General features: G+C 57.6%; 23 protein-coding genes and 3 pseudogenes. 11 read left to right on the top strand and 15 right to left on the bottom strand.

Annotated features, from left to right (window positions below; translation table 11 throughout):
* Positions 1 to 20 precede the first annotated feature (20 nt).
* Positions 21 to 836, top strand: coding sequence for a hypothetical protein (locus ACS5Q1_RS02235; RefSeq protein WP_473096660.1), 816 nt, complete (start codon positions 21 to 23; stop codon positions 834 to 836).
* A gap of 177 nt (positions 837 to 1013) precedes the next feature.
* Complete coding sequence (locus ACS5Q1_RS02230) at positions 1014 to 1505, top strand: hypothetical protein (RefSeq protein ID WP_473096659.1); 492 nt, start codon at positions 1014 to 1016, stop codon at positions 1503 to 1505.
* A 310-nt stretch (positions 1506 to 1815) separates the two neighbouring features.
* Here the strand turns inward: ACS5Q1_RS02230 and ACS5Q1_RS02225 are convergent, their stop codons facing one another.
* Positions 1816 to 2616 carry a phosphatidylinositol-specific phospholipase C/glycerophosphodiester phosphodiesterase family protein gene (locus tag ACS5Q1_RS02225; protein WP_473096658.1) on the bottom strand — a complete coding sequence of 267 codons (801 nt, stop codon included), beginning with the start codon at positions 2614 to 2616 and terminating at the stop codon, positions 1816 to 1818.
* Positions 2617 to 2898: 282 nt separating this feature from the next.
* On the opposite strand from ACS5Q1_RS02225, the gene ACS5Q1_RS02220 reads away from it, so the two are divergent.
* The 4 genes from ACS5Q1_RS02220 to ACS5Q1_RS02205 all read left to right on the top strand — a co-directional run bounded on the left by ACS5Q1_RS02220 (position 2899) and on the right by ACS5Q1_RS02205 (position 4736).
* Positions 2899 to 3108: a cold-shock protein gene (locus tag ACS5Q1_RS02220; RefSeq protein WP_152717194.1), complete on the top strand. Its 210-nt coding sequence runs from the start codon at positions 2899 to 2901 to the stop codon at positions 3106 to 3108.
* 93 nt (positions 3109 to 3201) lie between these two features.
* The gene (locus tag ACS5Q1_RS02215) at positions 3202 to 3507 is read left to right on the top strand and encodes a hypothetical protein (RefSeq protein WP_473096657.1); all 306 of its coding nucleotides are present in this window, start codon (positions 3202 to 3204) and stop codon (positions 3505 to 3507) included.
* A gap of 86 nt (positions 3508 to 3593) precedes the next feature.
* Positions 3594 to 3821 carry a hypothetical protein gene (locus tag ACS5Q1_RS02210; protein WP_473096656.1) on the top strand — a complete coding sequence of 76 codons (228 nt, stop codon included), beginning with the start codon at positions 3594 to 3596 and terminating at the stop codon, positions 3819 to 3821.
* A gap of 123 nt (positions 3822 to 3944) precedes the next feature.
* Positions 3945 to 4736, top strand: coding sequence for a restriction endonuclease (locus ACS5Q1_RS02205; RefSeq protein ID WP_473096655.1), 792 nt, complete (start codon positions 3945 to 3947; stop codon positions 4734 to 4736).
* 13 nt (positions 4737 to 4749) lie between these two features.
* Here the strand turns inward: ACS5Q1_RS02205 and ACS5Q1_RS02200 are convergent, their stop codons facing one another.
* A complete protein-coding gene (locus tag ACS5Q1_RS02200) occupies positions 4750 to 5223 on the bottom strand; it encodes a sigma factor-like helix-turn-helix DNA-binding protein (RefSeq protein WP_473096822.1) in 474 nt (157 codons plus the stop codon).
* A gap of 571 nt (positions 5224 to 5794) precedes the next feature.
* On the opposite strand from ACS5Q1_RS02200, the gene ACS5Q1_RS02195 reads away from it, so the two are divergent.
* Entirely contained in the window at positions 5795 to 7369 is a 1575-nt protein-coding gene (locus ACS5Q1_RS02195) for a hypothetical protein (protein WP_473096654.1), read from the top strand.
* A 74-nt stretch (positions 7370 to 7443) separates the two neighbouring features.
* Here ACS5Q1_RS02195 and ACS5Q1_RS02190 read toward each other — a convergent pair whose 3' ends face one another.
* The 8 genes from ACS5Q1_RS02190 to ACS5Q1_RS02155 all read right to left on the bottom strand — a co-directional run bounded on the left by ACS5Q1_RS02190 (position 7444) and on the right by ACS5Q1_RS02155 (position 15540).
* Positions 7444 to 8256, bottom strand: coding sequence for a hypothetical protein (locus ACS5Q1_RS02190; RefSeq protein ID WP_473096653.1), 813 nt, complete (start codon positions 8254 to 8256; stop codon positions 7444 to 7446).
* 38 nt (positions 8257 to 8294) lie between these two features.
* Positions 8295 to 8594: an integration host factor subunit alpha gene (locus ACS5Q1_RS02185; protein ID WP_473096652.1), complete on the bottom strand. Its 300-nt coding sequence runs from the start codon at positions 8592 to 8594 to the stop codon at positions 8295 to 8297.
* Between the two features lie 44 nt (positions 8595 to 8638).
* Positions 8639 to 8824, bottom strand: a complete 186-nt coding sequence (locus ACS5Q1_RS02180; RefSeq protein WP_473096651.1) for a NepR family anti-sigma factor — start codon at positions 8822 to 8824, stop codon at positions 8639 to 8641.
* A gap of 770 nt (positions 8825 to 9594) precedes the next feature.
* Positions 9595 to 10425, bottom strand: coding sequence for a GAF domain-containing protein (locus ACS5Q1_RS02175; RefSeq protein ID WP_473096650.1), 831 nt, complete (start codon positions 10423 to 10425; stop codon positions 9595 to 9597).
* A gap of 212 nt (positions 10426 to 10637) precedes the next feature.
* A complete protein-coding gene (locus ACS5Q1_RS02170; protein WP_473096649.1) occupies positions 10638 to 11156 on the bottom strand; it encodes a hypothetical protein in 519 nt (172 codons plus the stop codon).
* Positions 11157 to 11564: 408 nt separating this feature from the next.
* A complete protein-coding gene (locus ACS5Q1_RS02165; protein WP_473096648.1) occupies positions 11565 to 13304 on the bottom strand; it encodes an EAL domain-containing protein in 1740 nt (579 codons plus the stop codon).
* A gap of 60 nt (positions 13305 to 13364) precedes the next feature.
* The gene (locus ACS5Q1_RS02160) at positions 13365 to 14210 is read right to left on the bottom strand and encodes a hypothetical protein (protein WP_473096647.1); all 846 of its coding nucleotides are present in this window, start codon (positions 14208 to 14210) and stop codon (positions 13365 to 13367) included.
* 184 nt (positions 14211 to 14394) lie between these two features.
* A complete protein-coding gene (locus ACS5Q1_RS02155; protein WP_473096646.1) occupies positions 14395 to 15540 on the bottom strand; it encodes an RHE_PE00001 family protein in 1146 nt (381 codons plus the stop codon).
* 465 nt (positions 15541 to 16005) lie between these two features.
* Between ACS5Q1_RS02155 and ACS5Q1_RS02150 the strand changes: the two are divergent.
* A pseudogene (locus ACS5Q1_RS02150) lies at positions 16006 to 16113 on the top strand (SOS response-associated peptidase); the annotation flags it as partial.
* Positions 16114 to 16131: 18 nt separating this feature from the next.
* On the opposite strand, the gene repB reads toward ACS5Q1_RS02150, so the two are convergent.
* From repB to ACS5Q1_RS02135, 3 genes are all read right to left on the bottom strand, one after another.
* On the bottom strand, positions 16132 to 17256 hold the full coding sequence (repB, locus tag ACS5Q1_RS02145; protein WP_473096645.1) for a plasmid partitioning protein RepB: 1125 nt from the start codon (positions 17254 to 17256) through the stop codon (positions 16132 to 16134).
* Positions 17256 to 18479, bottom strand: coding sequence for a plasmid partitioning protein RepA (gene repA, locus ACS5Q1_RS02140; RefSeq protein ID WP_473096644.1), 1224 nt, complete (start codon positions 18477 to 18479; stop codon positions 17256 to 17258). Before repA ends, repB begins: the two co-directional genes overlap by 1 nt.
* An 877-nt stretch (positions 18480 to 19356) precedes the next feature.
* Positions 19357 to 19704, bottom strand: a complete 348-nt coding sequence (locus tag ACS5Q1_RS02135; RefSeq protein ID WP_473096643.1) for a hypothetical protein — start codon at positions 19702 to 19704, stop codon at positions 19357 to 19359.
* A 206-nt stretch (positions 19705 to 19910) separates the two neighbouring features.
* Between ACS5Q1_RS02135 and accD the strand changes: the two are divergent.
* Positions 19911 to 20853: pseudogene (gene accD, locus ACS5Q1_RS02130) on the top strand (acetyl-CoA carboxylase, carboxyltransferase subunit beta).
* A 763-nt stretch (positions 20854 to 21616) separates the two neighbouring features.
* Here the strand turns inward: accD and ACS5Q1_RS02125 are convergent.
* Both ACS5Q1_RS02125 and ACS5Q1_RS02120 read right to left on the bottom strand, forming a co-directional pair.
* Entirely contained in the window at positions 21617 to 22534 is a 918-nt protein-coding gene (locus tag ACS5Q1_RS02125) for a recombinase family protein (protein WP_473096642.1), read from the bottom strand.
* Between the two features lie 392 nt (positions 22535 to 22926).
* A pseudogene (locus tag ACS5Q1_RS02120) lies at positions 22927 to 23310 on the bottom strand (IS66 family transposase); the annotation flags it as partial.
* Between the two features lie 63 nt (positions 23311 to 23373).
* Between ACS5Q1_RS02120 and ACS5Q1_RS02115 the strand changes: the two are divergent.
* A complete protein-coding gene (locus ACS5Q1_RS02115; protein ID WP_473096641.1) occupies positions 23374 to 23718 on the top strand; it encodes a hypothetical protein in 345 nt (114 codons plus the stop codon).
* Positions 23715 to 23993, top strand: a complete 279-nt coding sequence (locus tag ACS5Q1_RS02110; protein WP_473096640.1) for a hypothetical protein — start codon at positions 23715 to 23717, stop codon at positions 23991 to 23993. Before ACS5Q1_RS02115 ends, ACS5Q1_RS02110 begins: the two co-directional genes overlap by 4 nt.
* The last annotated feature ends 118 nt before the right edge of the window (positions 23994 to 24111 follow it).

Here is a 24111-nt window from a genome sequence, read left to right as displayed (position 1 = left end):
TCATCGATACGGATCGTTAAATGCCTCGAAACTCCTTGGGCGCCAGCCAGATGGCGTTCGACTTCGATGCCTTGTTCGCCCCACAGCCAACGATGCCCGAGGCTGTGAAAGAAGCAGTCAAGGATGCAGTGTTTGCCTACAGGAAGCCGATCGAGGCTCCTTCCGGAGATGCTCAATCCAAACCCTGGGCCGACCGCCTGGAAGGTGTCGAGGACAAGACCCCGCGGATTCTCGAAATCGACGGCATCCGGGCCATCTGCACTCCCGACCGTTGGATGTGCTTCTACGCCATCGACCCAGGCAAGCCGTTCATCAGCGAAACCGGCTTCATGTCCGGCTGCAGCAGCCGCAAGGGATCTTCAGAGGAAACCTTCCTGGCCCTGCTGACAGAGCGCCGGAAACAGCACAAGGGCAAGTTGCCGATCCCGGCGACCACCTATCGGCTACCCGAGCCCGGAGAAGACGGTCCGCAGCCGGCCACTGGTGCGCTCCTCGCGCTTCAGAAGCTTAAGACCGATCCATACAACGCGGCTCTGCTCATCGAAGGCAACGGCCAATGGGGCGACGGCAAATGTTCAGAGCATGGAAAGCCGGACCTCCTGAAGGAGCGCACCCTAGGCCTTGTGCCAAACGGCTTCGATATTGAGGTCGATGCAAAAGGGCACGGCTTCGCCCTCATCGCTCCGAACGGCCGCCGGTGGCCGGAAGCAGGGTCCTACTTCCCTGCCCTGCATAACATCCGGTGCGCCGTCACACGCCAGGCCCGCGACGATGCGGAAACCGGAGCCCCCTTCTTCTACGAAACCCTTTCGCAAGCAGTTGGAACGACAGGTTAACGACGCGTCTGCCCAGCAGTTCGGCTCCCGCACCGACGAGCGGCCGGTGTGGTAAGCAAAGGGTTATCGAGCCAACTCGAGCCGACCAAGAGGGCTGTCATCGAGAGATGACGGCCCTTTTGCTTGGCGCAATCCCAATCCGGAAAACCCCAGAAACATCAATCGAGGACGCCTGAAATGACCCAGGAACTGCCCGACGCCTTCGGGTTCAAGAAAGACGACGTGGTTCAGATGCTGGTCGAAACCAGCGGCTTGGACGCCGACGATAACGAGCTCACGTTCCCGATCGGCGCGGTGGCGATCGTTGATCGCATTGAGCGCCTCGAGGGATCTCAGGGGATCGCATTGACCCTCGCCATCGAGGGCAAGATCGTCAACGTGTTCGACGAGGGTGATGGGCTCCCGGCCAAGAAGTTCTTCGAGCCGGTTCTGACTGACAATGACAGAACCAAACGTCCATTCACGCTTACCGACGTGAAGGATGCCGACACCTATACCCACGCCGCCTTCGTCCACGGTGAGGATTCCGAAGGTGACCATGAGGTGGGAGACCTGCAGGACCTGTTCCGCGCCGCATGGGGTCTCATGACGGAGGAGCAGAAGGTCGAGTTCCTTTTCACGGACCAGACAAAGGCCGTTCTGTCGTCGGCTGGTATTCTCGCCGACTGATCCATCCTCAACCGCTTAGAAGAGGGAAATCATGAACCGCGGTCGCCCCACCCGGGCTCAGATAACGTCGATCCACCAACTGTTCCAGCGCTCACCGGACGGCAGCCCAACTTATCGGGAATTTCGGAAGCGATTCCGCCACCTTTCCTTTGACAACATATTCGGTGGCACTTGGCATGGGATGTTCATCGGCATCGAAACCGATGGATACCGACATTCTTGAATCCGTATCCAGCCCGTTGCTTAACCCACGGGCCTGGTCCGATTGAGATGCACGCTCACAACGCGCGCATCTCAATCGCTTATCGGATTACTTGCTCAGGAAAGTCTGCAAGCCCGCAAGATCGTCGGTATTGATCTTGTCGACGCCTGCCGCCTTCAGCTCTTTCCAGATTGCCTCACGCTGTGGACCTGGCTGGTCAGGTGTCGCCCAGAACCGGATGGTCCAACCCTTGCCATGGGCCGTTTTGACAATGTCCTGCAATTTCGCCCTCTCGGCCGAGGGCATCTCGCCCTCGCCCTTCCAGGTGAAAACCTTGGTCCAGTTATCGCTCAGGAGCGGCATGAAGGATGCGGGCATGTCGGAGGTCAGATCCGGCATCCGACCATCATACCCGGCAAAGCGAACTTTCTCAGAGAGCATGTAGTCTTTCGGGCGGTTGCCAGACACGACCGCGGTGACGGCTCCGGCCTGAACCTTGCCGTCCCGAACAACCGTCAGAATGTCCGCATATTTGGATAGCACCTCGGCCAAAGCTTTATAGGTCGGCTCACCGTCGGTTTTGATATCGATCAGGAGCGTAAACCCCTCACTCCCAGGATAGACCCTGCCACCATTCTCAGTGATGCGCTTCTTCAGAGGGTCCAGGTATAGCGCCTCCAGGGTTCTCTCAGGCTTGATATGGGCCTCTTCATGCGCCACCAGCAGCTTGCCATCCACAAACCAAATGTCGGCTTCCACCCCGGTGAAGCCATGGTCGAGGGCATCGAGGAGCGGCCGCTGATGCTCATAGTCATTGTGAGCATGAGCTTGAGCAAGAGGCTTCACGTCGGCAGCAGAGACCATCGCCGGCGCAAAGGCCAGGACAACGGCCAGGAACAGGGTCTTCATGTTTCCTCCAGTCGTTTCATCTGCTTGTTAGGGGCTGGTCTTCCAAGGGCCGGTGACACACTGATGACGGCACAGTCCTTAGCCGGATCATACCCTGATCTAGGAAGTAGGTCCGGGCCGGTGCGAGGCAACTCCGCCGATCTTCCGCCATTTACTATCCTTCCGCCACTTTGTTGCCACGGTTACCTTGCCCAACTAGCCTCCTTCGCGTGATCGATCGGTCACCGGAGGGCGGAGCAGGACGTTCCGCCGGAGGGGAACTACTAGGGACTAGAGACAAGAATGGCGACTGGGACGGTTAAGTGGTTTAACGAAACCAAGGGCTACGGCTTCATCCAGCCGGATAACGGCGGCAAGGACGTGTTCGTTCATATTTCAGCCGTGGAGCGCGCAGGCCTCCGCGGTCTGACGGATGGTCAGAAGATCTCCTACGAGGTCGAACAGGACCGTCGCTCGGGGAAAGAGTCCGCGACCAACCTGCAGCAGGTCTAAGACCTCTTAAAATTGCGGATTGATCCGCCGCAACGATAAGCCGCTCCATTTCGGGGCGGCTTTTTTGTTGTGCCCGCCAAACTGGAGAACCCCATGACAGAGACATCGCCCCCTGACTTCCTAAGCGACGATCGCTTCATCAGCGAGCACCGTAGAGTCTTCGTGATGTTTATGGGCCGCGACGGCTACCCGCAGGAAATGTCGACTGAGGAGTTCCCTCGTCTCCGTGAGACCGTCAAACTCGATGCCTGCCCGAAGGCCTATCTGCGCCTGCAGCGTATCGGATCCCGCTTCGCTCTCGACCGGCGCAAGAAAATCGAGATCGTGGAAATCTACCATAAGGCCGGAGAGCATGCGTACTACGGCTACTGCAAGGCCAACGGCATCAACCCCCTGTGATTGGATAATCAGCAAGTAGGGGGTTACAAGCGGAGACGCTTGACTAGGATTAGAGTCCAATCGCTGCCACCTGGAAAGGAGACGCCGTGACCTCTCGCCTGATGGAGATGTTGGACCGGGATGCCGCATTCATGAGAGCCAAGATGGCAGAGGTCATGCCGGCGGCCACCAGCGAAGAGCAGCGGGCCCGCGAATTGATGATCTTGCTCCACACCGCCCTGTTCGTAATCCAGCGCGACGAAATCAGCTCCGCCGAGGATTTGCGCGAGTTCGCCGGTCAGATGCTCGACAGAACCCGCATCACCAAGCAGTAGCCGACCAAATTATCCTGTGAGTTCCCTGAGGTTTAACGCGGCAGGAAGCCGCCGGTAACTCCGCTCAGCTATCGAAATGGCTGATGATCATGGCGATGGACGCCGTTGGACGCGGGAAAGGGAATGTTCCGATACCTCTGGAGGCATAAGGCATTCAGCGCTGTACTGCTCTTCCTATTCGGGGCCGGACTGTATCTGAAGCCAGTCGCTGCTTGGTCTGGCCTTGCACTGCTGCTCTTCTTGCGTCTGACGAAGGTCCACTCTCTTCTGCTGACCTATGATCTGACGGACCGGGCTGCCTTGAAGCATGTTCGGACGCTGGCAACCAAGCGCGCTCATATGCTCGCGCCGGACGAATATGGGAACATCTCCGAGGACACCTGGGACAAGCACCTCAACTCCTTCATCAAGAAGACGCTTCTACCAGAGTTTCAACGCAGGAAGCTCGATCATCTCCTGGCCAAGGATCCGAAACGGTCCGTTGCTCGCCTGAGAACCCGGATAAACCGGATCATCGACCAGCACCAGCCGGCCGAGCCATCGGTTGAATTTGACGACGCGATGACCGGCAGGGAGTTTGAGCTCTACTGCCGGGACGTCCTCGAGGGGTCCGGCTGGCGTGCTTCGCTTACGCCGGGATCGGGCGACCAGGGCGCCGACATCATCGCGGAGAAGGAGAACCGGCGGGTTGTGATTCAGTGCAAGTTCTACAACGGCACGGTCGGGAACAAGGCCGTTCAGGAAGCCTATGCCGCCGCGGCGTTTCAAGATGCCCCTTATGCTGTGGTGGTCACGAACTCAGTTTTTACCAAGTCGGCCCACCAGCTCGCGCACAAGAACGGCGTGCTGCTGATGCATCATACCGATCTGCCGCGGCTCGAACTAATCGTCATCAGCGGCGCAGGCTCCCGCTGATATAAGACTCCATTTAGTCGCCTGAGACCTTGAGGAAATCGTCAATCGACAACTGCGCCGGATTGGCCGACTTTGCCTTCGGCTTCTTTGGGGCTTCCTCAGCACCCGCAGCCATAGGCTGCTTACGCGGGATCGGCGTGTCTTCCGACTGCATGCGCTTCATCCGGGCCTTCGCCTTGTCACGGGCTTGGGCCTCCTCAGACTGCGGGTCTTCGTTCAACCATTTCCCGCGCCGGATAACTTCGTTCACGCGCCCTTGGTTAACCCCAAGCTGGAAGGCGATCTCCTGCTGGGTCATGTCAGTGGTGTTGTGAAGCTCGAGGACTTTGCGGGCGAGTTCGGGCGTCATCTTGCGCCCGGATACTCGACGGGCCGGAGCGATCGATCGGGTCTTCTTCTCCTCCTTGCGCATCTTCTCCAAGATGGCCAAGGCCATGTTCATGCCTTGGGCGCGCAGGGCTTCTTCGAATTGCTTCAGCGTAGCCAAAAGAGAGACTCCTGAACTCCTGCCCCGATGCACGCACACCGGTTCAGACTGACTTTTGAACGACGAAGAGGTGATGAGACGTCCCGCCAGCCCCGCACGGCCATTGGACAGGTCAGCCGAATTAAGCTGACCGGAAATAGAATGAGTCCATGATTCGAGTTTTTCAAGCTCGGCTATTCGAATTGGTTGTTGATTTGTTCCTTGTGCCGCTTCGTCGCCTCGTTCGCAGCCCGATAATTCAACCTTAGGGCGGTATTGACCTGGCAATTTCTGATACCCGCGACGCCCCTGCAACTTTTGATTAAGGATCCCCAGCTTCTACTGAGAGGGCCCGCAACAGGCCCTTGCAATTGAGAAGGTCGGATGAATAATAGGGAAGCGGCTCTGGCAGCCGCTGACGCCGGAACGGGTCTCCCGTAAGTGGCAGAACCCCGGGTGCGGGGGCCAGACGAAGTCTCATCTGCTTTTGTCCTCTGAACAGGTTCAACCTTGGTTCGGAGCACATTCTCCCTCGGGCAATCCGGCACCCGTGGTTTCGTGTTCCGATCCGATCAACCTTTCGGAGGCTCTAATGAGCACGTCATCCCGTTCCGCCGGCCAGTTTCGTGTCCCGTCTAAGGACGATTTTAGCATTCGCTCCAAACACCTGTCCTGGCTTCTGGGCTTGCCTCTCCAAGAGTGCCAAGAATTGCTGGCGAGGAGCTACGGGTTTCCCGACCTACACTCGCTTCAGCAGGATCTCGCCCAGGCTAAGAAAAATCCAGCTGCCTATCCGTGCGGTCCCTATGATGATGAAGTGAACGCCGCCTTCTTTAGCCTGCCTAGTCAGGAAGTCGATCCCAGAGCAAAGAACGTCAGCGGAGTTGAACGCGACAACCGACTCCTTCATCTCGTCGCTGAACACGGCGGTGGATCTCTTAAATCGATGCCGCTTCGGTTCTGGGATGTAAGGGAGATCGGGCTCTTCGCTCGCCCGGATCAGCATCGAATTCTGTTTAAGCGAGTAAAGGCAAAGTACGAGATTCTTACGAGTTCAGGGCGCCAAGCTATCACGAAGCTACCGAGCGACTATGCCCATAGGGGCGAAGCGCTCGGAGAGCATAAGGCAATCTTCGAATTCACAACGCTGGGACGTGCGGTGAAGGACGCTCTTGAGCAAATCGAGCTATCGTTCACGGAACGGAACGAACTTGATCCGGTCGAGTTTGAGGAGAAGCTGGATGGCCTCGCGAAACAGCACCCGAGCAATCCATGGGTCTTTGCATCATACGTTCTGCATCTTGCACAACCCTACTGGCAAAGCGATTGGGAAGCCCATGAACGCAATGTACAGCGGGCTTTCTCGGGCGCTCATCCCCGTGACCCCCGCTTTGTCGAAGTTGCCCCCGAGCTCGCGCAAGTTCTTTTGCCCAAGGCCAAGAAAGCGATCCAGCTCTTTGAAGACCTCCTTCGCAAGTCAGAGAGGCCAGCCGAACCTGAAGCAATGAGCAGCTCCCATATGCGCTTCGGCACAGACAGTGCCACTTACGCCATGACACTGTACTGGAGTGCGAAGATTGCACTCAACGCGGGAAACGTGACTCTCGCAACACGATGGTTCAACAAATGTGTCCGTTCGAAGCAGCACGAATATAGCGCTCAGTTGTTTCTGGCGATCCTCCACCTCAACAGTGGAAAAGGTCCTGTTCGCGCCCTATTCGGAGCCAGCGACCCAAACCCTTGGCCGCTCCTATCCCGAGTTGCTGACCACCTTCGAAACGAGAACTATACTGCAGCACGTCGATCGATGTTCGACGCCTTGCTGCTCTCTCCATATATGATCCAGGCGATCGATCCAACATTTACCGGCGGCGGCGACATACGGGTCTTGAACGGTAATGCGACACTGCCGAGACTGCAGGAGTTCTTCCACTATAGCCGGCCATTCTGGGACAGTCATCCGAAGGCATGGATTTGGCTTAAGCGTCTTGTCGCAAATCATGACGTGCGCGACGCCTGTACTCGATACCATCGTGCTTTAGCTGAAACCTTTGGAAGGGGCTTCAAGAATTCAGCGATCGTCGCAGAATTCGACCGCGAAGCCGATAAGGCAAAAGCCGCTCTGAAACAGGCACTAGCAGCCAGTTCAGAGATGCTGCCGGCTTAAGTCAGCGAATTGTTTGTTCAAGCTCTGGCCGCTGCTTGCAGCGGCCTTTTCTGTAAACGCCAATCTATCTGCCGCTAAGGCCAGCGCTGAATGATCTCCGGAAACAAGCGCCTAAACAAACTGTCCGGCCCATGGCCGATAATATGACGGTTCGGTGATGCTGTTTCGAAGAACGACACACCCACAAGACGGCGTTCAACCACCTCGTACCCGCCCTCTTGTTTCTCTCGAACGAAGATCCGCCACATGCCTCCGCCACTCATGCCGCCATATGTGGAAGGAAGCCTAAAGTTTGCACCAGGACGAGGCTCAAGCCTGATCAGGTCGAAGTTAGCTGTCCCATGGCTGTTTGCTACGAACTGGCCAACGTTAATCAATCCCTCTGCAGATAAGACAATCCTGTTCTCATACTGGGTTGCAGGCGGGGTCATCTCTCCAACAACTCCTGCCGCAGCATTGATCACTTTGTCATCTGGATCAGCTTGAGCGGCCCGCCTCGCTTGGAAATCGAGGTCAACAATTGACCCCTTGGCGCCTAGGCTGGACATGTGCTCATCGCGCACAGGGAGAAACGCAAGATCTCTCCCTTGGTCACCTTGCTGATCGTACCAAATGATCGCGTTTTTCATGAGATCCGCGACAGGAATCCGAATCTGCTGAAGGTCTCCCGCCCGGATTGGGAACAGGACGACTCCTATCTCGCTCTGACGGGAAATCGGCAAGGCAACGTGCCCACAGGTCAGGAATCCTTGGATCGTCTTGGTCCTTACGAGTGTTCCAGAGCCCAGAGGCATAGGAATGCCCGAGGTTAGATCCACGAAGCCCACAGTAGATAGACCGATCTGAGTATCAAGTATCGGGCCTACATCGACATGACCAGAAGACACGGTCAGGCCTCCCTCTTAATGAACCAGGAAACGCAATTTCAGGTCGCCGCTCTATTCACGTAATTTTTGAGTTTGTCGGACGGAGTGAAACTCACGACCCGACGGGGCCCAATCGGAACCTCGACGCCAGTCTTGGGATTCCGTCCTACCCGCTCGGCTTTCTCGCGGACTACAAAATTGCCGAAGCCGGAGAGTTTCACATTCTCCCCTCGCTCTAGGGTATCGCAGATCTCAGTTAGCACCTGCTCAGCGAGGGTGATGGCCTCATGCTTAGGCAGGCCGACAGCTTGGGCCACCGCGTGAGCCAGGTCTGCTCGGGTCACATTCTTGCTGGTCATGAGATCATCCCACGGTTCTCGGAGGCCCTCAGCTATGCCAGGGTTTATGTGGGATATTTCTCCTCAAGCTTGAGCACAAGGTCTTTCAAATGCTCTGGCATATCAGCGACGATGACGTCGTCGTACAGGCTCCTCAAGGAATGCCCGAGGAAAAAGACGACCTGTTCCTGAGAGAAATTTAAGCTGTGTGGGATCTGTCGCGCCCAATCTCGCTTGTTGCTCTCCTGCATGACAAAGTTCTCAATGCTGTTTCCTGCATTGCCCCGATTTAACGTATGCCAGGGGCAACTCATGCACCCGTGATCAGTTTCAGCGCGACTGTATATCTTTACTGATGCGCTTCACTCCTCGGTGTCCCGGCTCTGCCTGTATTCGTTTGGCCGATTTTCTTTTCGGCTACGCTGGAATAGGCGGCGCCACCCTATCGTTTTGCCTTCCGACGGTTCGTGCGTTCCTGTTCGGCCGTCTGAAAGGATCGCCGTTCCTCTCTCAAAAACAACGGCGTCACCCTTAGGGCCCCTCCCCACGGAGCGGGCCCCTTTTCTTGGCTTTCGACTCCAGCAGCCTGAAGGGTCATCCGCTCCCATGAGCAAAAAATGGAAAAGCCCAAGCTCCGGGGCAAACGGGCGGGATGCCTTCGCATCTCTCGCCTCGCCAACTACGGGCTTGGGCTGATTGGGTACCAGTCGGGCGCTCGCATCGTCAGGCAAGCGCAGGAACAGGCCACGTCGGATTACATCCGTCCTAACACGACCACATCGAAGCTTGACGGTGACGCCCGTCGCTCTTCGAAGTCCACAACAATGTCCGCTGGGTAAGTCTGATATAAGGGCTGATATAATAGTTCGCAAGGAATAGCGTGCGAACATTCTGTCGCAGTCTCGCTTCGCAAAAGCGTCCGGAACGCTTCGCCTCGAATTGAGTTTCCCGGCCGAAGGTCGCGAGGCCTTCAGGGCTAGGAGGCCTCCTCATCTACCTGGCAACGGCGGATGGGGAGGCCTTAATTCTTCAGACGTTCGGGTTGGCCTCTTCCCCGCGACATCCGCTCAACACCCATTAAGCCGTCAGGCTTACGGGTGAACCGCACTCTCTGCTGGTCAAACGCCTGGACCACATTACTCAAGACCCACTTGCGGACTGACGTCTCCCCCAAGGTCTCAATTCGCTTAATCGAAGCCAAGGAGACACCCGCAGCATTCGCTAACTCTTGGCTCGACCAATTCAGGAGACCTCGAGCGGCACGGATCTGATCGCTTGTGGGATACTTGGGCGTGTCGAAGTCGAAGCCTAGGTCCACCTCGCTGGATCTAACCTCCTGTGTCACGGCTTGGCCGGTGACCTCCAGATGATGCAGCCAGAACTCATCCACAACCAACCTGCCCAGGCTGCGAAGAAGCGCTGCTTTCTCTCGGCAAAGATCGCGGGGCTTGTTGTCAGTGACGCAGAGCGCACCAAGGCGGATACCTGGCTTGATCGTCAGGGGCGCTCCTGCATAAAACCTGATGTGCGGTTCCCCCACTACGTAGGGATTAGGCGCAAAGGTTTGATCGGCGTGTGCGTCAGGCACCACGAAGACCTCATCATGCAGGATCGTGTAATTGCAGAACACGTGCTCGCGGGGGACATCGAAGCCGGAATCAGCTCCGCAGGCTGCCTTGACCCTCTGCAAATGCTGATCGACCAGTGTCACATAGACGGCCGGAACATCCAGCACCTGCCGTGTGATCCTGCAGAGCCGATCAATGGCCGGCGAAAGCGGCGCGTCCATGATGGCTAGCTTATGAAGGCTATCCAGACGCTCAGACTCATTGGAAGGCAGCGGGAAGTGCATTCGTTACGGCAATCTCTTGAGGCGAATAGGACAATAGCGGCGCTGGAATGTAATTTTTGCTGGCTAGGAATTATGACTTAGGCCAGCATGATGATGCGCCTCGCATATCAGGGGCTAAATAGGAAGTCCGTAGTCATCCCTATTTCCCCGGATGAATTGCCGCAGGCTCAATGCTCAGCCGAAGATCAGGATCAACTACCTGACTGTTTGCTTCAATGGCGGCCTTCAGGCTGGAGGGAAATCCCAGCGGGCACTTTCAACTCGCCTTCGTCACCATCGAGGTCAATAAAGCGGCTGTTCCTTGGGATCACAAGTCCGTCACCAATCTTCGGGAGCTTGGGCAGAAGTGCACAGGACACGACTGATCGACCCCCAGGTGAGGTTTCGGTCCCTGTAATTCGCAACTCCGCCTGACGAGGCCCTGAAAGACGGCCTTCGATCCGAACGGCCTGATCCGGAAAGGCCCAGGTGAAACGCTGGCCCGCCTGCGTCCACTTCCCGGGCCACTCCCCCGGCTTGGTCTGAGAAGCATCGAAGATGTAGGGGCTCACCTCTTCGTTATCGAACTCGCCTCCTCCGACCCCACCACCCGGATAGAACGTGATTACGAACTCAGATTGATCGGTCGCCCGGGTGCACTGCCATAAGGTGTCTGCCAGGCCGATGCCATCAGAGAGAGCGGCAGGTGACATCAACACGATGCCGAGCAAGCCGAGCAGAAGGCCTCGCATGGTGCTGTCTCCGGTCTAGAGCAATAGAGCAGCACGGTAGGCCGCCGTCCCTTACCAAAGCTTGCAACGGCCAAGGTGACAGATTTGAGGCGCGACAATCAGGAGGCAGGGTTAGAGCGGTCGGTGTTGTTGCCGCTGGATTCCAGCAGACACACCAGAGCGAAAAGGCTGATCACCGCTAGGAACTCAGCCCCAGACAGGAGCCATTCCGGTGAGACGCCACGCAGTGGTCCTACCGCTAACAGCGAAAGGAGGAATGCAACAACTGTGCTCCACACCAACATGAGAACCCGTCCCTGAGAACGGGGAGCAGGCTTAACTCACTGCCGATGAACGGACAATGACAGACCTGCGCCATGGTTGAGAATAAGTTCAACCATGCCCTGGGCATGCCAATAGGTCTGGACGCTATGCATCGGCCCAGACCCCGTAATCTGCCATGATGGTATTGAGGGGTTCAGGCCTGTGGATCGCGTAGCCTTGGGCGAAGGTGATGCCCATGGACGAGACCAACTGGAAAGTCGCTTCGTCCTCGACGAACTCAGCCACCGTCTGCGCACCGAGTTCCTGGGCAATCTGGTGGATTGACTTGACGATGTAGCGATCCACCGAATTCACCGTCATGTTGTGCACGAAGCTGCCATCGATCTTGACCATGTCAACGGGGAATTGGCGCAGGTAGTTGAACGAACTCAGGCCCGTGCCGAAATCATCCAGCGCAATCTGGCACCCCATCTCCCGCAGTTTGCCGACTGTCGTGGTTGCCACGGCCATATTGCTGACCAAGGCCGTTTCCGTGATCTCGAAGACCAGGATCTCTGGCGCAACGCCGGAGGCTTCAAGGGCCTCGATCACGTGGGTCACGAACGAAGCGTCCCCGATCGAGGCTGCCGACAGGTTGAGGTGGAGATAGGTCTGCCGATCAAGACCTCCTGCCCTTCCCACAATGTTCAACGCTTCCTGTACCACCCAGCGGTCGATTGCCCCGATCAGATCATACCGCTCTGCCGCCGGAATAAAGACAGACGGCGGGATGATCGCCCCGTCCCTGTCCACCATCCGCACCAGGATCTCATACCGGTCCTGGGTCGGATCGGCACACGCGACAATTCTCTGGGCAAACAGCCGTAACCGACCCTCTTCTATGGCTTGCTTGATCCCGGCCGCGACAGCGATCTCGCAATGGCGATCGACCGCTTCGCTCTGCTCGGGCCGGTAAATGCTGACCCGGTTCCGCCCTGCCATCTTGGCCGTCAGGCAGGCAACATCCGCCTGAGCCAGGACCGCGCTTGGCGAACGGGACCCGGGCGTAATCTCGGTCACCCCGATGCTGGCCCCGACGCTATAGCTGCGATCGTCCCATGGGAACTGGATGGCACTAGCCGCGGCATTGAGATCCTCAAGGATCGCCTTTGCATCGTCGAGCGAACATCCAAGCAGGATGATGCCGAACTCGTCTCCGCCGAGCCGGCCGATCACGTCGCCTTCGCGCAGGTAACCCGGCAAGGCCCCCGCCACGCCTCGCAACAAGGCGTCGCCGGCGATATGGCCGGCGGAATCGTTGATCATTTTCAGCCGGTCGAGGTCGACGAAGGCCAAGGCATGCTTGATGCCCGTGTCACGGCTTTCCACGAGAGCTTCTTCAAGCTTCTGCTCGAAGGCTGATCGATTCAGGAGGCCCGTCAGTTCGTCATGGGTCGCGTTGTATCTGAGTTGTTCTTCAGCTTGGCGCCGGGCTGTAATGTCCTGGAACTGCACGATCAGAAAAGCAGGCTGCCCCGCCTCGTCCCGCATGAGGGAGGCAGACCGAAGGACCCACACGTTTGTCCCATCCTTGCGCAGCAAGCGATGTTCGCTTTCCGCGAGGTCGATCACTCCTCTCAGGAGCGTGGCATCGTCTGGCGGATCGTCACTGGGATGGACTAGGTCGGCCGCCGTCTTCGACAGCATCTCCCTTTCGGAAAAGCCGAACAGCCGACAGAAGGCCGGATTGACCTTGAACACTGTCCCGTCGAGGCGCAGAAGCGCCGTGCCGATCCCGGCCCCCTTCATTGCACCGCGGAAAAGCGCTTCGTTATGCAACGCCTCCTGGTGCGCCGCTCTCCTGCGCCGAAACTCCCGCCGTAGGCTGAGGGCCAGAGCGATCATGGCTCCAGTCAGGGCCAAAACGATGCCCGCGATCGTCAGGGCCCGGCGCCACCAGGCGGCTTACACGTCCTGCAGGGAGCGTCCGACGCTGATCGTCATAGGGAAGTCGCTGACCTGGGTGAAGGTATAGAGCCTTGGGACCCCGTCGAGCGGAGACGTGGTCGCCTCGTAGGATCCTGAACGCTGTGCAGGATAGTAGCGATAGAGCTCCGCTGCGCTCACATCGGCACCAAGCTGTTTCTCGTTGAAAGGCACTCGCACGAGAAGCTTCTTGTCCGTTCGCATCAGCGACATAGAGCCCTTCGGTCCAAGGTCCATTCTGCCGAACAGATCCGTGAAGTAGTCCAGGCCCAAACCTACATAAGCGATCCCGGCGAACCGGCCATCCGGATGAGAGAGCCGCCGACTGAACACAAGGCCCCATCCAAGCCCGACCGGGCTCTTGATGGGGAGCGAAACATAAAGGCCTACGTCGGGGCGATCGCGGTGTACGGTAAAATACTGTTGCTTTGCAACGTTGATGATATCCAGATCAGTGAAGCGGGAGTGATGTCTTAGCCGCCCGCTCTCATCGACCACCGCGAGGGCTGCAAAATATTGTGCCATGGCAACCTGATCGAACAGCAGTTGCCGCTGAAGCTCGGGACTCAGTTGAGTGAAGCCGGGCTGATTGATCCGTTCAATCAGCTTCTGGATGGTCAGATCGATGATCTCGATGTTGCGGGAAAGGTCCCGGCTCACGGCAGCAACAAGATTGCTCGATGACGCCTTGGCTTGGTCGAGCGCGTTCTTCCTTTCATCGTAAACCAGGGCCGCGCAAAACAAGTTGAAGATCGCGGCCAGAACCAAGACGTTCAATACCGGATTGCGAGCATGCAGGTTCTTAGACCAGGAGATGGAGGTCACGAGGCTACTTCTTGGAGAAACTCTTTAGGCGGGACTTCATCAGGACTTATACATTACCGGGCACGATCCGGTCCCGATTGGAGTAAGCCAGAGAAGCTTTCGGAAATCCATTCAACAAACGAAACTCGGTAAATTATCATGCGCCATAAAGGCCCAAGGGAGCGCCCTGGCTGTCCGCCTTGCCTCAGCTCACAATGCCCCATGCGCGATAACGAGTACGGCCAGTAAGCTCCCGGGGAAGCGCGCCTCCGAGTTGCACCAGCATCAGGTCCACTGCTTTAGGCGTGACCTTCAGCAGCTTTGCGCCGAGCGGCACCGTCATCAGAGGGCGCGACAGGAACAGATCGACGAGCTCTGGCAGTTTGGAGTTAGAGCGGGTTTTGGATGTCACCCGCCCCATCAGCTCACGGGCCAGGATCAGCCTCTCCAGATCCTTGTTGGCGATCTCAAGCGCCTCCTCGATGACACTACAAAAGCCATCCAGTTTCTCCTTGGCCCCTTCCCTGCCCTGCGGGCGGAACTTCGATTTCTTGAAGCCTGCCGCCAGCGGCAGCAGATGGTTAGTAAGGCCTCGGGCCCTCAGGATAGAAGCTGCCATCGTGAGCCCCAGCCATGGCAAGCGGGTATAGAGATTCAGGTCGAGCCAGGCATTCCAAGCGACTGCCGCCGCGGCGACAGCAGGCCAGTGGTCTGTACGTTTGACAAAATCCAGCCACTGGTCTTCCGCTTCGGCCTCGTCCTGATCCGGGTCATAGACCAGGTGCGAGCGGCTCTTGGGCAGCGGCGTTTCACCTGCCAGTACCCTGGTGGTACGGTCCAACAGCGCGTCGATCTCGGCGAAGTGTGCCTTCCACGGGTCTGCATCATTGGCGTACGCCGGATAGGCCTCGTCATCGTCCGGATCTGGCCTCTTGATCCTTGACCCTGCAGGTCCTTCAAAGCCAACTCCGCCGACACCTCTCAGGGCGGCCAGTCCATCGTACGACACTGGCCAGGGAGCTTTTCGGGCCATCGCAGTGCGCCGCGCCCTGAGGGCGGCCGCCGCCCGGGTGAGTTCATGGGTAGGGCTGCGCACGTCCATTCCGGCGTCATGCAGCACCAGATCGCCCACATCGACCAGATGGCCGTCGAGCATGAGAGCTCGAACCGCTTCAATCATATCGCAACGAGACTGCCAGCCAGCCGAGAGCCCAGACGCCTCTAAGCGCGCGTCAAAGCGGAGGATAGCAATTGCGATTTGCTCAAGTCGGCCAACGATTGTCTCCCACGGTAATTCGGGAAGCGTAATGGCTGGCCGTTCAAACCCCTCCTCGCCCCAATTTCGTTGCAAGTTCGCGCTCCCTTATTTTCGTAAGCTACTCTAAACAAAGAAGCATCCTACTACAACGGAAGTGTTCCGGCGATTTACTACGACCTGATGTATGTGCGGCCGACGACCCAAAATGGAGGGTTTTTGCCTGTTCAGCGCCTGTTTGGACGCTTGGGGCCTATTTTGGCCCATCCCGGCCGGCTCAGAGAGCACATTTCGCCCAATTGCCTAAGAAAGTACGACCGAAAAACAACTCCAACAAGCTTCTGGCGGCGACATCAACCGTTCGGTTGATGGCATTTTCTGGCTTTGTACAAATCTACAGCGACGAGGTCTTGCAGAGCAGATCTTGTCTAGTCCCCACGTAGGCCTTCTTAGCAACCACTCGGCAGTTACTAAACATCTCGCAGGACAGCACCGGCAACCATTCTCCCCTACTCGCAATTCTCCCAAGACAGATGGCTCCGGTCATCAAGTCCCGTAAGGGTGATCCTGACTACGACTGCGGAATATGACGTTTGGCTGAACGCACCACCGGAAGAAGCTCTGAAACTTCAGAGACCTCTTCCGGATGAGATATCGGAGGGTGAATAACTAGGATAGGTCGCCGAACTATGATCCTACTTCAGACTTCGAGGCTTCGTAATCTCGGTAGAGGTCACTTAGCCTGTCGATTACGAACTTTGCAAACTCCGGATCGTCTCTGCGATCGATCTGAAGGGTGCATCTAACATCGGTCATTTGGATGACGGCCAAACGGCGGCCTTTAGGATCACTCCAGAACGTCTGATCACGCGGAGTACCGGACGCATCCTCCTTCTTTGATAATTTCTGGAAAAGAAACGCAAACCGTTCATCAGACCCAAGAGACAAGAACTTTGGATCAGACACAATTGCGACGGAACGATCGGCATTGCCCTTTTCTTGGACCTTGTCGAACATCTCGTTCCAACGAGGACGTCCTATGCCAGGTGCCTTTCCAATTGCTTCGATGATAGCACGAGGGATACGAGATCCGATCTTAATGAGAGTCGAGCAGTCGCTCCTTGATACCGCTAGCGCCGAGCAGATAACCTTCCTGTCGAAGCCGCGTTCCTCGAGCTTCACTGCAAAGACAGCTTTCTCGATAAAGCTCAGGTCCTGTCGTGCGTTGTTCTCTTGGCCCTGCGCTACGACCAGTTCTTCATCAGACAACTCCCGTACAACGGCACGGACCTTGATGCCGAGCATCGTGGCGGCACGAACGCGGCGGTGTCCGTATGCTACTTGGAATTGCCCTTCATTGTTTGGGTGAGGGCGAACAAGGATTGGGACGATCTGCCCTTGCTCCTTGATTTGTTGGGCGAGAATGGACGTCTCCTCATCAGAGATATCCATGCGGTCGCTTACGAATGAGCTATCGATGTTTGTCGGGTCAATCTCGACAATGGTTTCGCCGGCCGCAAGCTGCTGCTTGAGACTGTCAATGATGGTGACCTGTTCTTGCTGAGCCTTGCTGATGCTGGCACCAACTGCTCCGATAGCACCTCCCGAGACATTGAGCGACCATGATGGAGCAGCGGACCGCGGCTTCGGATCTTCAGCTTGAAACTCTTTGGCAGCATGAATGTCCTCGTTCTTCGCCTCTACCAGTTGGGGCGCACCGGCAGCCGGGTTAGTGACGAGGTCAATGCGATGGGCAGGATGCGGAACGGCGTCGGAGGCCAGCAACTGTTTCAGCTTGTTTGCCTTAGACATCAGATTCTCCCCCAAGCAGATTTGATAAGATCTTCAATTTCTGAATTGACGTTATTCATCGCATCCATGGCGCGTTCAAACGTCGATTTAGAAAAGCGGTCCCGCGGGACTTCATAAATGGTTTGCTTCGTGAGACCTGCGTCCGAGATGGCAGTGCTCTTAACCATCGGATGCTGGCAGACATTGTCGGCGAACATTTCCCGCATGAAGTCGACCATCTGAGCTTGCGGAATATCGCCTGGCTCGAACCGAGTTACGAGGTAACGCATCCAGTCGAACTGAGCCTTGCCTCCACTTTCATTGACAACTCGAAGGAGGTTCGAAGCCATAGAGAGGAATTGGCTCATGGACATCAAGTCCAGCATCTGGGGATGGACGGTGATGACCATGGATGTTGACGCGCTGAGGGCCGCGAGGGTCAGGAACCCGAGCTGAGGCGGGCAATCGATCACAACAACGTCGTATTCGTTCGAGACCTCGTTGAGGACTAAGGCGATGCGCTGGAAGAACAAAGCATCGTTCGGCTTACGATGCATAAGGGCCTTAGGAGTTTCGTGCTCGAATTCCATTAGCTCCAGATTTGCCGGAATGATGTCTAGGCCAGGAATGTAAGTTTTACGGATGATCTGCGATGGATGTTGCAGCTGATCGTCGTAACGGATTGAGCCGTAGAGTGTTTGATTGTCCTGAATATCAAATTCGGGTTGAAGACCGTGTAATGCGGTCAAGCTCGCTTGGGGATCAAGGTCGACAGTGAGAACTCGATATCCGTTTAAAGCGAGATACTGTGCAAGGTGAGCGGAGGTAGTGGTCTTTGCTGAGCCGCCCTTAAAATTTACGCACGAGATTACCTGCAAGTGCTCATGGCCTGAGCGATGCTTAACGTACTTCCGACCACCCTTTCCGTTCCGGTCGAGGTATTCTCGAATCTGATTAATATCTTGAATGGAATAAAGGCGACGGCTGTTCGGAAGAACCTCAACTTGGGGTCCCTTCCCTTCCAAAGAGAGTTGGCGCAGGTAGCTGTCATCGACGCCAATCAACTTAGCCGCCTCTCCAGACGTGAACTTTCGAAGGCTGCGCTGAGCATCGGGCGGATACTGCTTCCTCCGCATCCCATCGAGCCGCTGAGAAAGGCCATCAGCATGGGCCCGCATGGTCTCGAAGTTAATCGTAGGCTGAGCTTTGGCGGGTTCAGATTCCTTGATCTGCGGCAGGGCCATTAATGCCTCCTTCTCACGGCAAACCGCTCTTTTGAGCGGTGTTCACCGTTAGAAAGCACGCAAAATCCCTTAAAATTGGTTAACAGAAGGGGGGCTAAGTTGGGGCGATTAGCTATTTTTGGCAATTTCGCATGTTCGCAGCTGCGAACATTCTGTCTACCAACAGGTATAGTGGGACAACGAATTTAAGCTTAAGTCAGACGTCACGAATGATTCGAGGCGCATTGCCGATAGTCACCAATAGAGACATGCCCAATGGTCGCAGCTGCGAACGCGGCTAGCTCCTCCCCGGTTCGACCTGCTATCTCCAAGGCTCAAGGGCTGAGCCCCTAACCCTTCCTAAAAAATATTCGCAGCTGCGAACTATTCAGCCTGCTTCGCGGTAGACAGATGATCTTGCTCGCCTGTTATTCTGACAGACAAGCTTTGGCGTGGTCCTGCTCATTATAAGATCCGGCCGCCTGCAGGGCTGACTTGTGAGTAGACTGGCGCATGGTTTCCACGAGCGGGATCCCGTCGCGTCCGGCCTTAGCCATGAATCCTAAGTGCGGCCGTGGGAGCTGAACTCTGCCGGACCAGTCCTGCCATCCCGCAGCGCTTCTTCAGGATGAGGTTGACCGCTTGCGGGGTCAGTGGGGTGTCGCCACTGGAGCAGTCCTTGCGAACCTCTCGAAGGATCGGTCCGGATGTGATCTTGCCGAACGCATCCATCCATGCAGGGCGACAGCAGCCCGTCCTGCGGCAAAGACAATGGCGCCCTTCCCTGCCGTGGTCGTTTTTGGGCGCCCGACCGAAATGCGGATGCACGGCACAGTTGGAGATGTGAGATCGACTGGCCAGAAGCCTGATCGGATCGACCACACTGATTTGGGAGTGCCTAAAATTCGACCTTGCTGCGCCGCCCATCGGCGGCGAATGCCATCAGGAGCATTGCCCGGTCGCGTAGGTCAATGGCTCTTGATCCGCTGCGGGTTGCCAAGAGAAGGTCGAGAACCTCGCGGGTGACGGACTTGCGACTTATGCGTTGGGATGCGCATCCCGATGCTTTCATCGCCAAACGCACAGCCTTTCTGATGCTCGGATCGTCGAACGGCGCTTCAACACCTTTCCACAGGTGAAGGGGCGACCAATTGGTCAGGCGCTGAGACACCATCTTGGGAGTATCGGGTCCTCTGACCTTTAGAATCTTTCGGCCGCACAGGTCCTCGATCACGTCATCAGGCATGTTATGGGCCAGATCAACGGGCCTCTGGTCCGGATCCCATATGAGATGAACAATGAAATTTAGGACGAGTTTCGTGTCAGCCGGCCAGGGGAGCGGACGTCCGGTCGCGGCGTGGGGCCAAGCCTCGAAAATAGGCGAGATTGGAGGCGAGGGCGCAAAGGGTGTTGGCGCCCGTGCCGTGCCGTCAGCGAGGGAAGGAATGCAGCGTGAGTTGGATCAACGATGTCGTCCCACCGAAGATCAAGACATTCTTCAAGCGAGAGACGCCAGAGAGCCTCTGGATTAAGTGTCCGGACTCCGGGCAAGTGGTCTTCCAAAAGGACGTCGAGGCCAACCAGTGTGATCCCCGGCTCGGACCACCATATGCGCCTATCGGCCGTCCAACGGCTGAAGCTGACCTTCGATCAAGGCCAATGGACCGACATTCCTCTGCCTGATGTAGAAGCCGATCCGCTGAAGTTCCGGGACACCAAGCGCTATACCGACCGCCTGAAAGAGGCCCGAACCAAAACCGGACTGCCGGATGCCATCAAAGTTGGCGCCGGCACGGTGGAGGGCTTGTCGATGACGATTGCGGCCCACGATCCTGATTTCATCGGAGGCTCTGTCGGCGTGGCCGCCGGGACGGCCTTCATCACGGGCGCCGAAACGGCCATTGAACGGGCAACGCCTTATGTCGTGTTCACCGCCTCGGGCGGAGCTCGGATGCAGGAGGGTATCCTGTCCCTGATACAGATGGCTCGAACCACGGTTCTGGTGCAGCGCCTGCGCGAGCGAAAGCTACCCTACATCGTGGTTCTGACCAATCCGACCACAGGCGGTGTCACCGCGTCTTATGCAATGTTGGGCGATGTCCATATCGCCGAGCCAGGAGCCCTTATCGGTTTTGCCGGTCCCCGGGTGATCGAGCAGACCATTCGTGAGCAGTTGCCCGATGGGTTTCAGAGGGCCGAGTTCCTGAAGAACCACGGCATGATCGATATGGTGGTTCACCGCCACGAGTTGCGCCCCACCTTGGCTCGCCTCTGCAGTCTCCTGATGCGACTTCCAACGAATGAAGCAGCCTCAGCTGCCCAAGTCCGTCCAAAGACCGAGCCGGAGCTCGATCAGGTGAATACTCCAGCCTCCGAGACAATCGAGACCCCGTAGCCGTAGGGGGAGGGGTCATCCTCACATTATGCAACCAGAAAAGCTCGCACCGTTTAGATTGAACGGATAGGCCGAGGCCAACAATATGGTTAACGAGGATTGAATAGGCTGGAGGTGGAATGGCACGAAACCCAGTTCGCGATGAGCGACAGGGTGACCTGTTTGGTACACCTCCGCTACCCGCTAAACCCGCTCGTCGAACTTCTCCGCCGAAGCTGGCGTGTGAGGAAACCTTGGCACCAGAGCCATTGTCGTTGGGCAAAGTGAGTCAAAGGGTAACAAAGCCTGAGATCGACGAGTTTCTGGATGGCCTGCCGGATCAGGAACTGGCCTATCTGGCGGTTGAGGCCACCCGGCTTGTGAAACGAAGGCTCCCTCGAGCGCAGGGGAGGGGGCTTCGGCCAATAGGAGCCAACAGAGGAAAGTCGCCGCTTGATGATGCCCTTCGTCGGATCGCCGGCGAGCTGATGGAGTTTGAGGACCCGGGCGAGACGTGGTGAGCGACTGGGGACAGACAATAACCATTGAGGCGGCACGGGCCGGCCGCCGACGGGTAGAAATTCACGAAGATCAGGGCAGGGCGGTCGAATCCCTTGAAAAGTGGCTCCAGCGGAAGCGTCGGCGTGGCTATCAGCTCAGAGGTGTGTAGACCGTTTTGATCTACTGGCGACCTATCCGCGACCTACTGGCGACCTGACGTCAGGTCATCGTGATCTATCGCGGGTGGCACAAGCTATCGAAGTGTCCCACTTGGGACGCAAAATTAGGCGACATCACTCCGAATAGGGATGGCGAGCCCGATTTTGCGGGCTCTCTCAAGTTGGAACCGGACACTCGATGCTGTCCAAGTCCGCCCGCCTCGTGGCGTCCGTTCCCGCATGCCTTCCAGCTGAGCGCCGATCTCCCGTAAGCTGAGAGCGGGATTGCCAATTGCGATCCCGGCAATCAGGGTCAGCAGCCTGTCGTCTGGCGGACGGCGACCAGCTTTCTTCAGGAAGATCGGATCTGCCAGTTTCTCCGCGACTAACCGTTTAACGGCCCGGCGGAGGCTCTGATCTGTCCACCGCTGACCCCGACGGTTAAGGACCTGCACGACATCTTCCCAGGAATGCTGCGGCCGCATCTGCCGGACGGTCGGTAGAAAGTCATCGGCCGCGTTCAGCAGGTCGCCGAGATATACCTTGTCCCGGGCGAGGGCAGTCTTGTGGATCGCCTCCGGCCGTCCCTCACGCAAACCGGGGTTCCCCGGCCTCTTACCCTTAGCCACCGCCGCCTTCACGCCAGCCTTCGTGCGCTCCGAGATGAGTGATCGCTCCAGCTGAGCGACGGCGCCCAGGACCTGCAGAGAGAACATGCCTTGCGGGGTCGACGTATCGATCGGATCTCTGAGGGATTTGAAGTGGGCACCTTTCTCCTCGAGCGTCTCGATAACTTCGAGCAGATGGCTGACCGACCGGGCTAATCGATCGAGCCGAACGACCACGAGGACTTCACCCTTCGAGATCTCGCGGATCAGCCGGGAGAGAACCGGCCGAGTCCGGGAGGCGCCGGATCCGTGTTCCTGGTGGATGACCTCGCAGCCGGCGGCCTTGAGCTCGTCTAGCTGGGCGTCTGTTGCCTGCTCCTCGGTCGAGACGCGGGCGTATCCAATCAGGCGCTGTCGAGCAGGGGAGGGAGCCATGTGCCAATCTCAGGAGAAATCTCAGCCCTTTGTACATACTTTGCGATCACGAGGAAAGGATCGATTGCAGACGTTCCTCAAGCCATTTTGTTAACCAGCCGGAGAGGGGAGGGCTTTCCACGAGCCCGCCAAAATGGCTTAAAATCAGGGCTTCCCCGGCCCTTCAGCACTTCAACAGCCATCAGGAAACGAGCCGGAACCGCTCGCCGACCGCACCGTGCTCGATCCAGACTGACGCTGCTTTGGCGTGTCGCGGATCGCCTATGCTTCCATCGTAGCGAGGCCTTGCTTTGCTTCTTCTGGCTAAGCTATAGCTCGTAGCATCAATAACTTAGCTTGAGGATACAAGCGTGGCTTTCGGGGTAAGCGGGGCAGATTAGGGGGCGATGACCCTAGGCTACTTGGGGCACGAGGTCGGCGAGTGGCGGGATTTTCGGCTGATCCGGGTTCAGCCCGAGCCGATCCCCGAGATAGGCGAAGAACGACAGCCCGAGCTTGCGGCAGGTCTTTGAAAGCCCCAGCATCACGTCGCGGGCTACGCGGCCCTCCGCACTCATCGTGCTGCCGGAGATCTTGCGCTTGATCACCCAGGCGCGCAGGTCGTTCTCGGACGCATTGGTGTGCAGCGGGATCTCCGGCCGCTCGAGCACCCGCAGCAGCTCGTCCTTGCGCCGCGCCAGGCGGGCCAGCAAGGCGTCGAGGTCCTTGTATCCCGTGCGCAGGCCAAAGATCTTGTCGAATTGCTGCCGAAACACCCTCTCCCCGCCCGGTGCAGGTAAGCGGGGCAGATTAGGGGGCGAGGGATTCCTCCGGACCGGCTTTCGTGATTCACTTCATGCATGACGGTGCCGCCCTCTAACGTCGCCAAGCCCCTGTCTCAGAAAGCCCTGCGCCTGCTGGTCTCGGATCTGGTCGGTAAGATCGAGAGACTGGAGCAGGAACTCTCAGACCTGCGAACCCACAATCAGGCTCTGCAGCAGGAGGTCGAGCAACTGCGCCTCGACAACGGCACCCTGCACGCCAGCAACCAGGCCTTGAAGGACGAGATCGCCCGGCTCAAGAACCTGCCGCCGCGCCCGCCGTTCAAGCCGTCCGGCATGGAGAAGGCCACCCAGAGGCGGCCCGCCGGTCCGGGCCGACGCCCTGGGCGCGGCGCCAAACGGGATCGGGTGCCCGCGAGGTGACGATCCGGGCAGAGGTTCCGGCCGGCTCGCGCTTCAAAGGCTACAAGACGGTGGTGCAACGGGATCTGGTTCTGGCCGCCGAGGTGGTGCGCTACAAGCGGGAGCGCTGGGTGACGCCGCAGGGCCGGACCATCATTGCACCATTGCCGGCCGGTCTCACTGGCGGGTTCGGGCCCGGCGTGCGGCGGTTCTGCCTTGCCCTGCACATGCAAGGCCAGGTGACCTCTGAGCGGCTGACCGATCTTCTGAACGGGATCGGTCTTGTGATCTCCTGATCTTCCCCCGATTGCGCGGACACCGGGTTAGTTCATTTTCCGCTCGGCTTGTTCGGGTGTGAGATACCCGAGGGCTGAGTGAATGCGCTGCCGATTATAGTAGCTCTCGATATAGCCG

Source organism: Microvirga sp. GN3 (assembly GCF_055792825.1).
This window is presented reverse-complemented; position numbering and strand designations above follow the sequence as displayed.

Coding starts and splice junctions, on each gene's coding strand:
- repB (WP_473096645.1), bottom strand. CDS start 17,256: ATGTCTAAGGCAAACAAGCTGAAACAGTTGCTGGCCTCCGACGCCGTT.
- ACS5Q1_RS02235 (WP_473096660.1), top strand. CDS start 21: ATGCCTCGAAACTCCTTGGGCGCCAGCCAGATGGCGTTCGACTTCGAT.
- ACS5Q1_RS02225 (WP_473096658.1), bottom strand. CDS start 2,616: ATGAAGACCCTGTTCCTGGCCGTTGTCCTGGCCTTTGCGCCGGCGATG.
- ACS5Q1_RS02170 (WP_473096649.1), bottom strand. CDS start 11,156: ATGCGAGGCCTTCTGCTCGGCTTGCTCGGCATCGTGTTGATGTCACCT.
- ACS5Q1_RS02230 (WP_473096659.1), top strand. CDS start 1,014: ATGACCCAGGAACTGCCCGACGCCTTCGGGTTCAAGAAAGACGACGTG.
- ACS5Q1_RS02205 (WP_473096655.1), top strand. CDS start 3,945: ATGTTCCGATACCTCTGGAGGCATAAGGCATTCAGCGCTGTACTGCTC.
- ACS5Q1_RS02220 (WP_152717194.1), top strand. CDS start 2,899: ATGGCGACTGGGACGGTTAAGTGGTTTAACGAAACCAAGGGCTACGGC.
- ACS5Q1_RS02175 (WP_473096650.1), bottom strand. CDS start 10,425: ATGCACTTCCCGCTGCCTTCCAATGAGTCTGAGCGTCTGGATAGCCTT.
- ACS5Q1_RS02180 (WP_473096651.1), bottom strand. CDS start 8,824: ATGCAGGAGAGCAACAAGCGAGATTGGGCGCGACAGATCCCACACAGC.
- ACS5Q1_RS02165 (WP_473096648.1), bottom strand. CDS start 13,304: ATGATCGCTCTGGCCCTCAGCCTACGGCGGGAGTTTCGGCGCAGGAGA.
- ACS5Q1_RS02185 (WP_473096652.1), bottom strand. CDS start 8,594: ATGACCAGCAAGAATGTGACCCGAGCAGACCTGGCTCACGCGGTGGCC.
- ACS5Q1_RS02125 (WP_473096642.1), bottom strand. CDS start 22,534: ATGGCTCCCTCCCCTGCTCGACAGCGCCTGATTGGATACGCCCGCGTC.
- ACS5Q1_RS02215 (WP_473096657.1), top strand. CDS start 3,202: ATGACAGAGACATCGCCCCCTGACTTCCTAAGCGACGATCGCTTCATC.
- ACS5Q1_RS02195 (WP_473096654.1), top strand. CDS start 5,795: ATGAGCACGTCATCCCGTTCCGCCGGCCAGTTTCGTGTCCCGTCTAAG.
- ACS5Q1_RS02115 (WP_473096641.1), top strand. CDS start 23,374: ATGACGGTGCCGCCCTCTAACGTCGCCAAGCCCCTGTCTCAGAAAGCC.
- repA (WP_473096644.1), bottom strand. CDS start 18,479: ATGGCCCTGCCGCAGATCAAGGAATCTGAACCCGCCAAAGCTCAGCCT.
- ACS5Q1_RS02135 (WP_473096643.1), bottom strand. CDS start 19,704: ATGCCTGATGACGTGATCGAGGACCTGTGCGGCCGAAAGATTCTAAAG.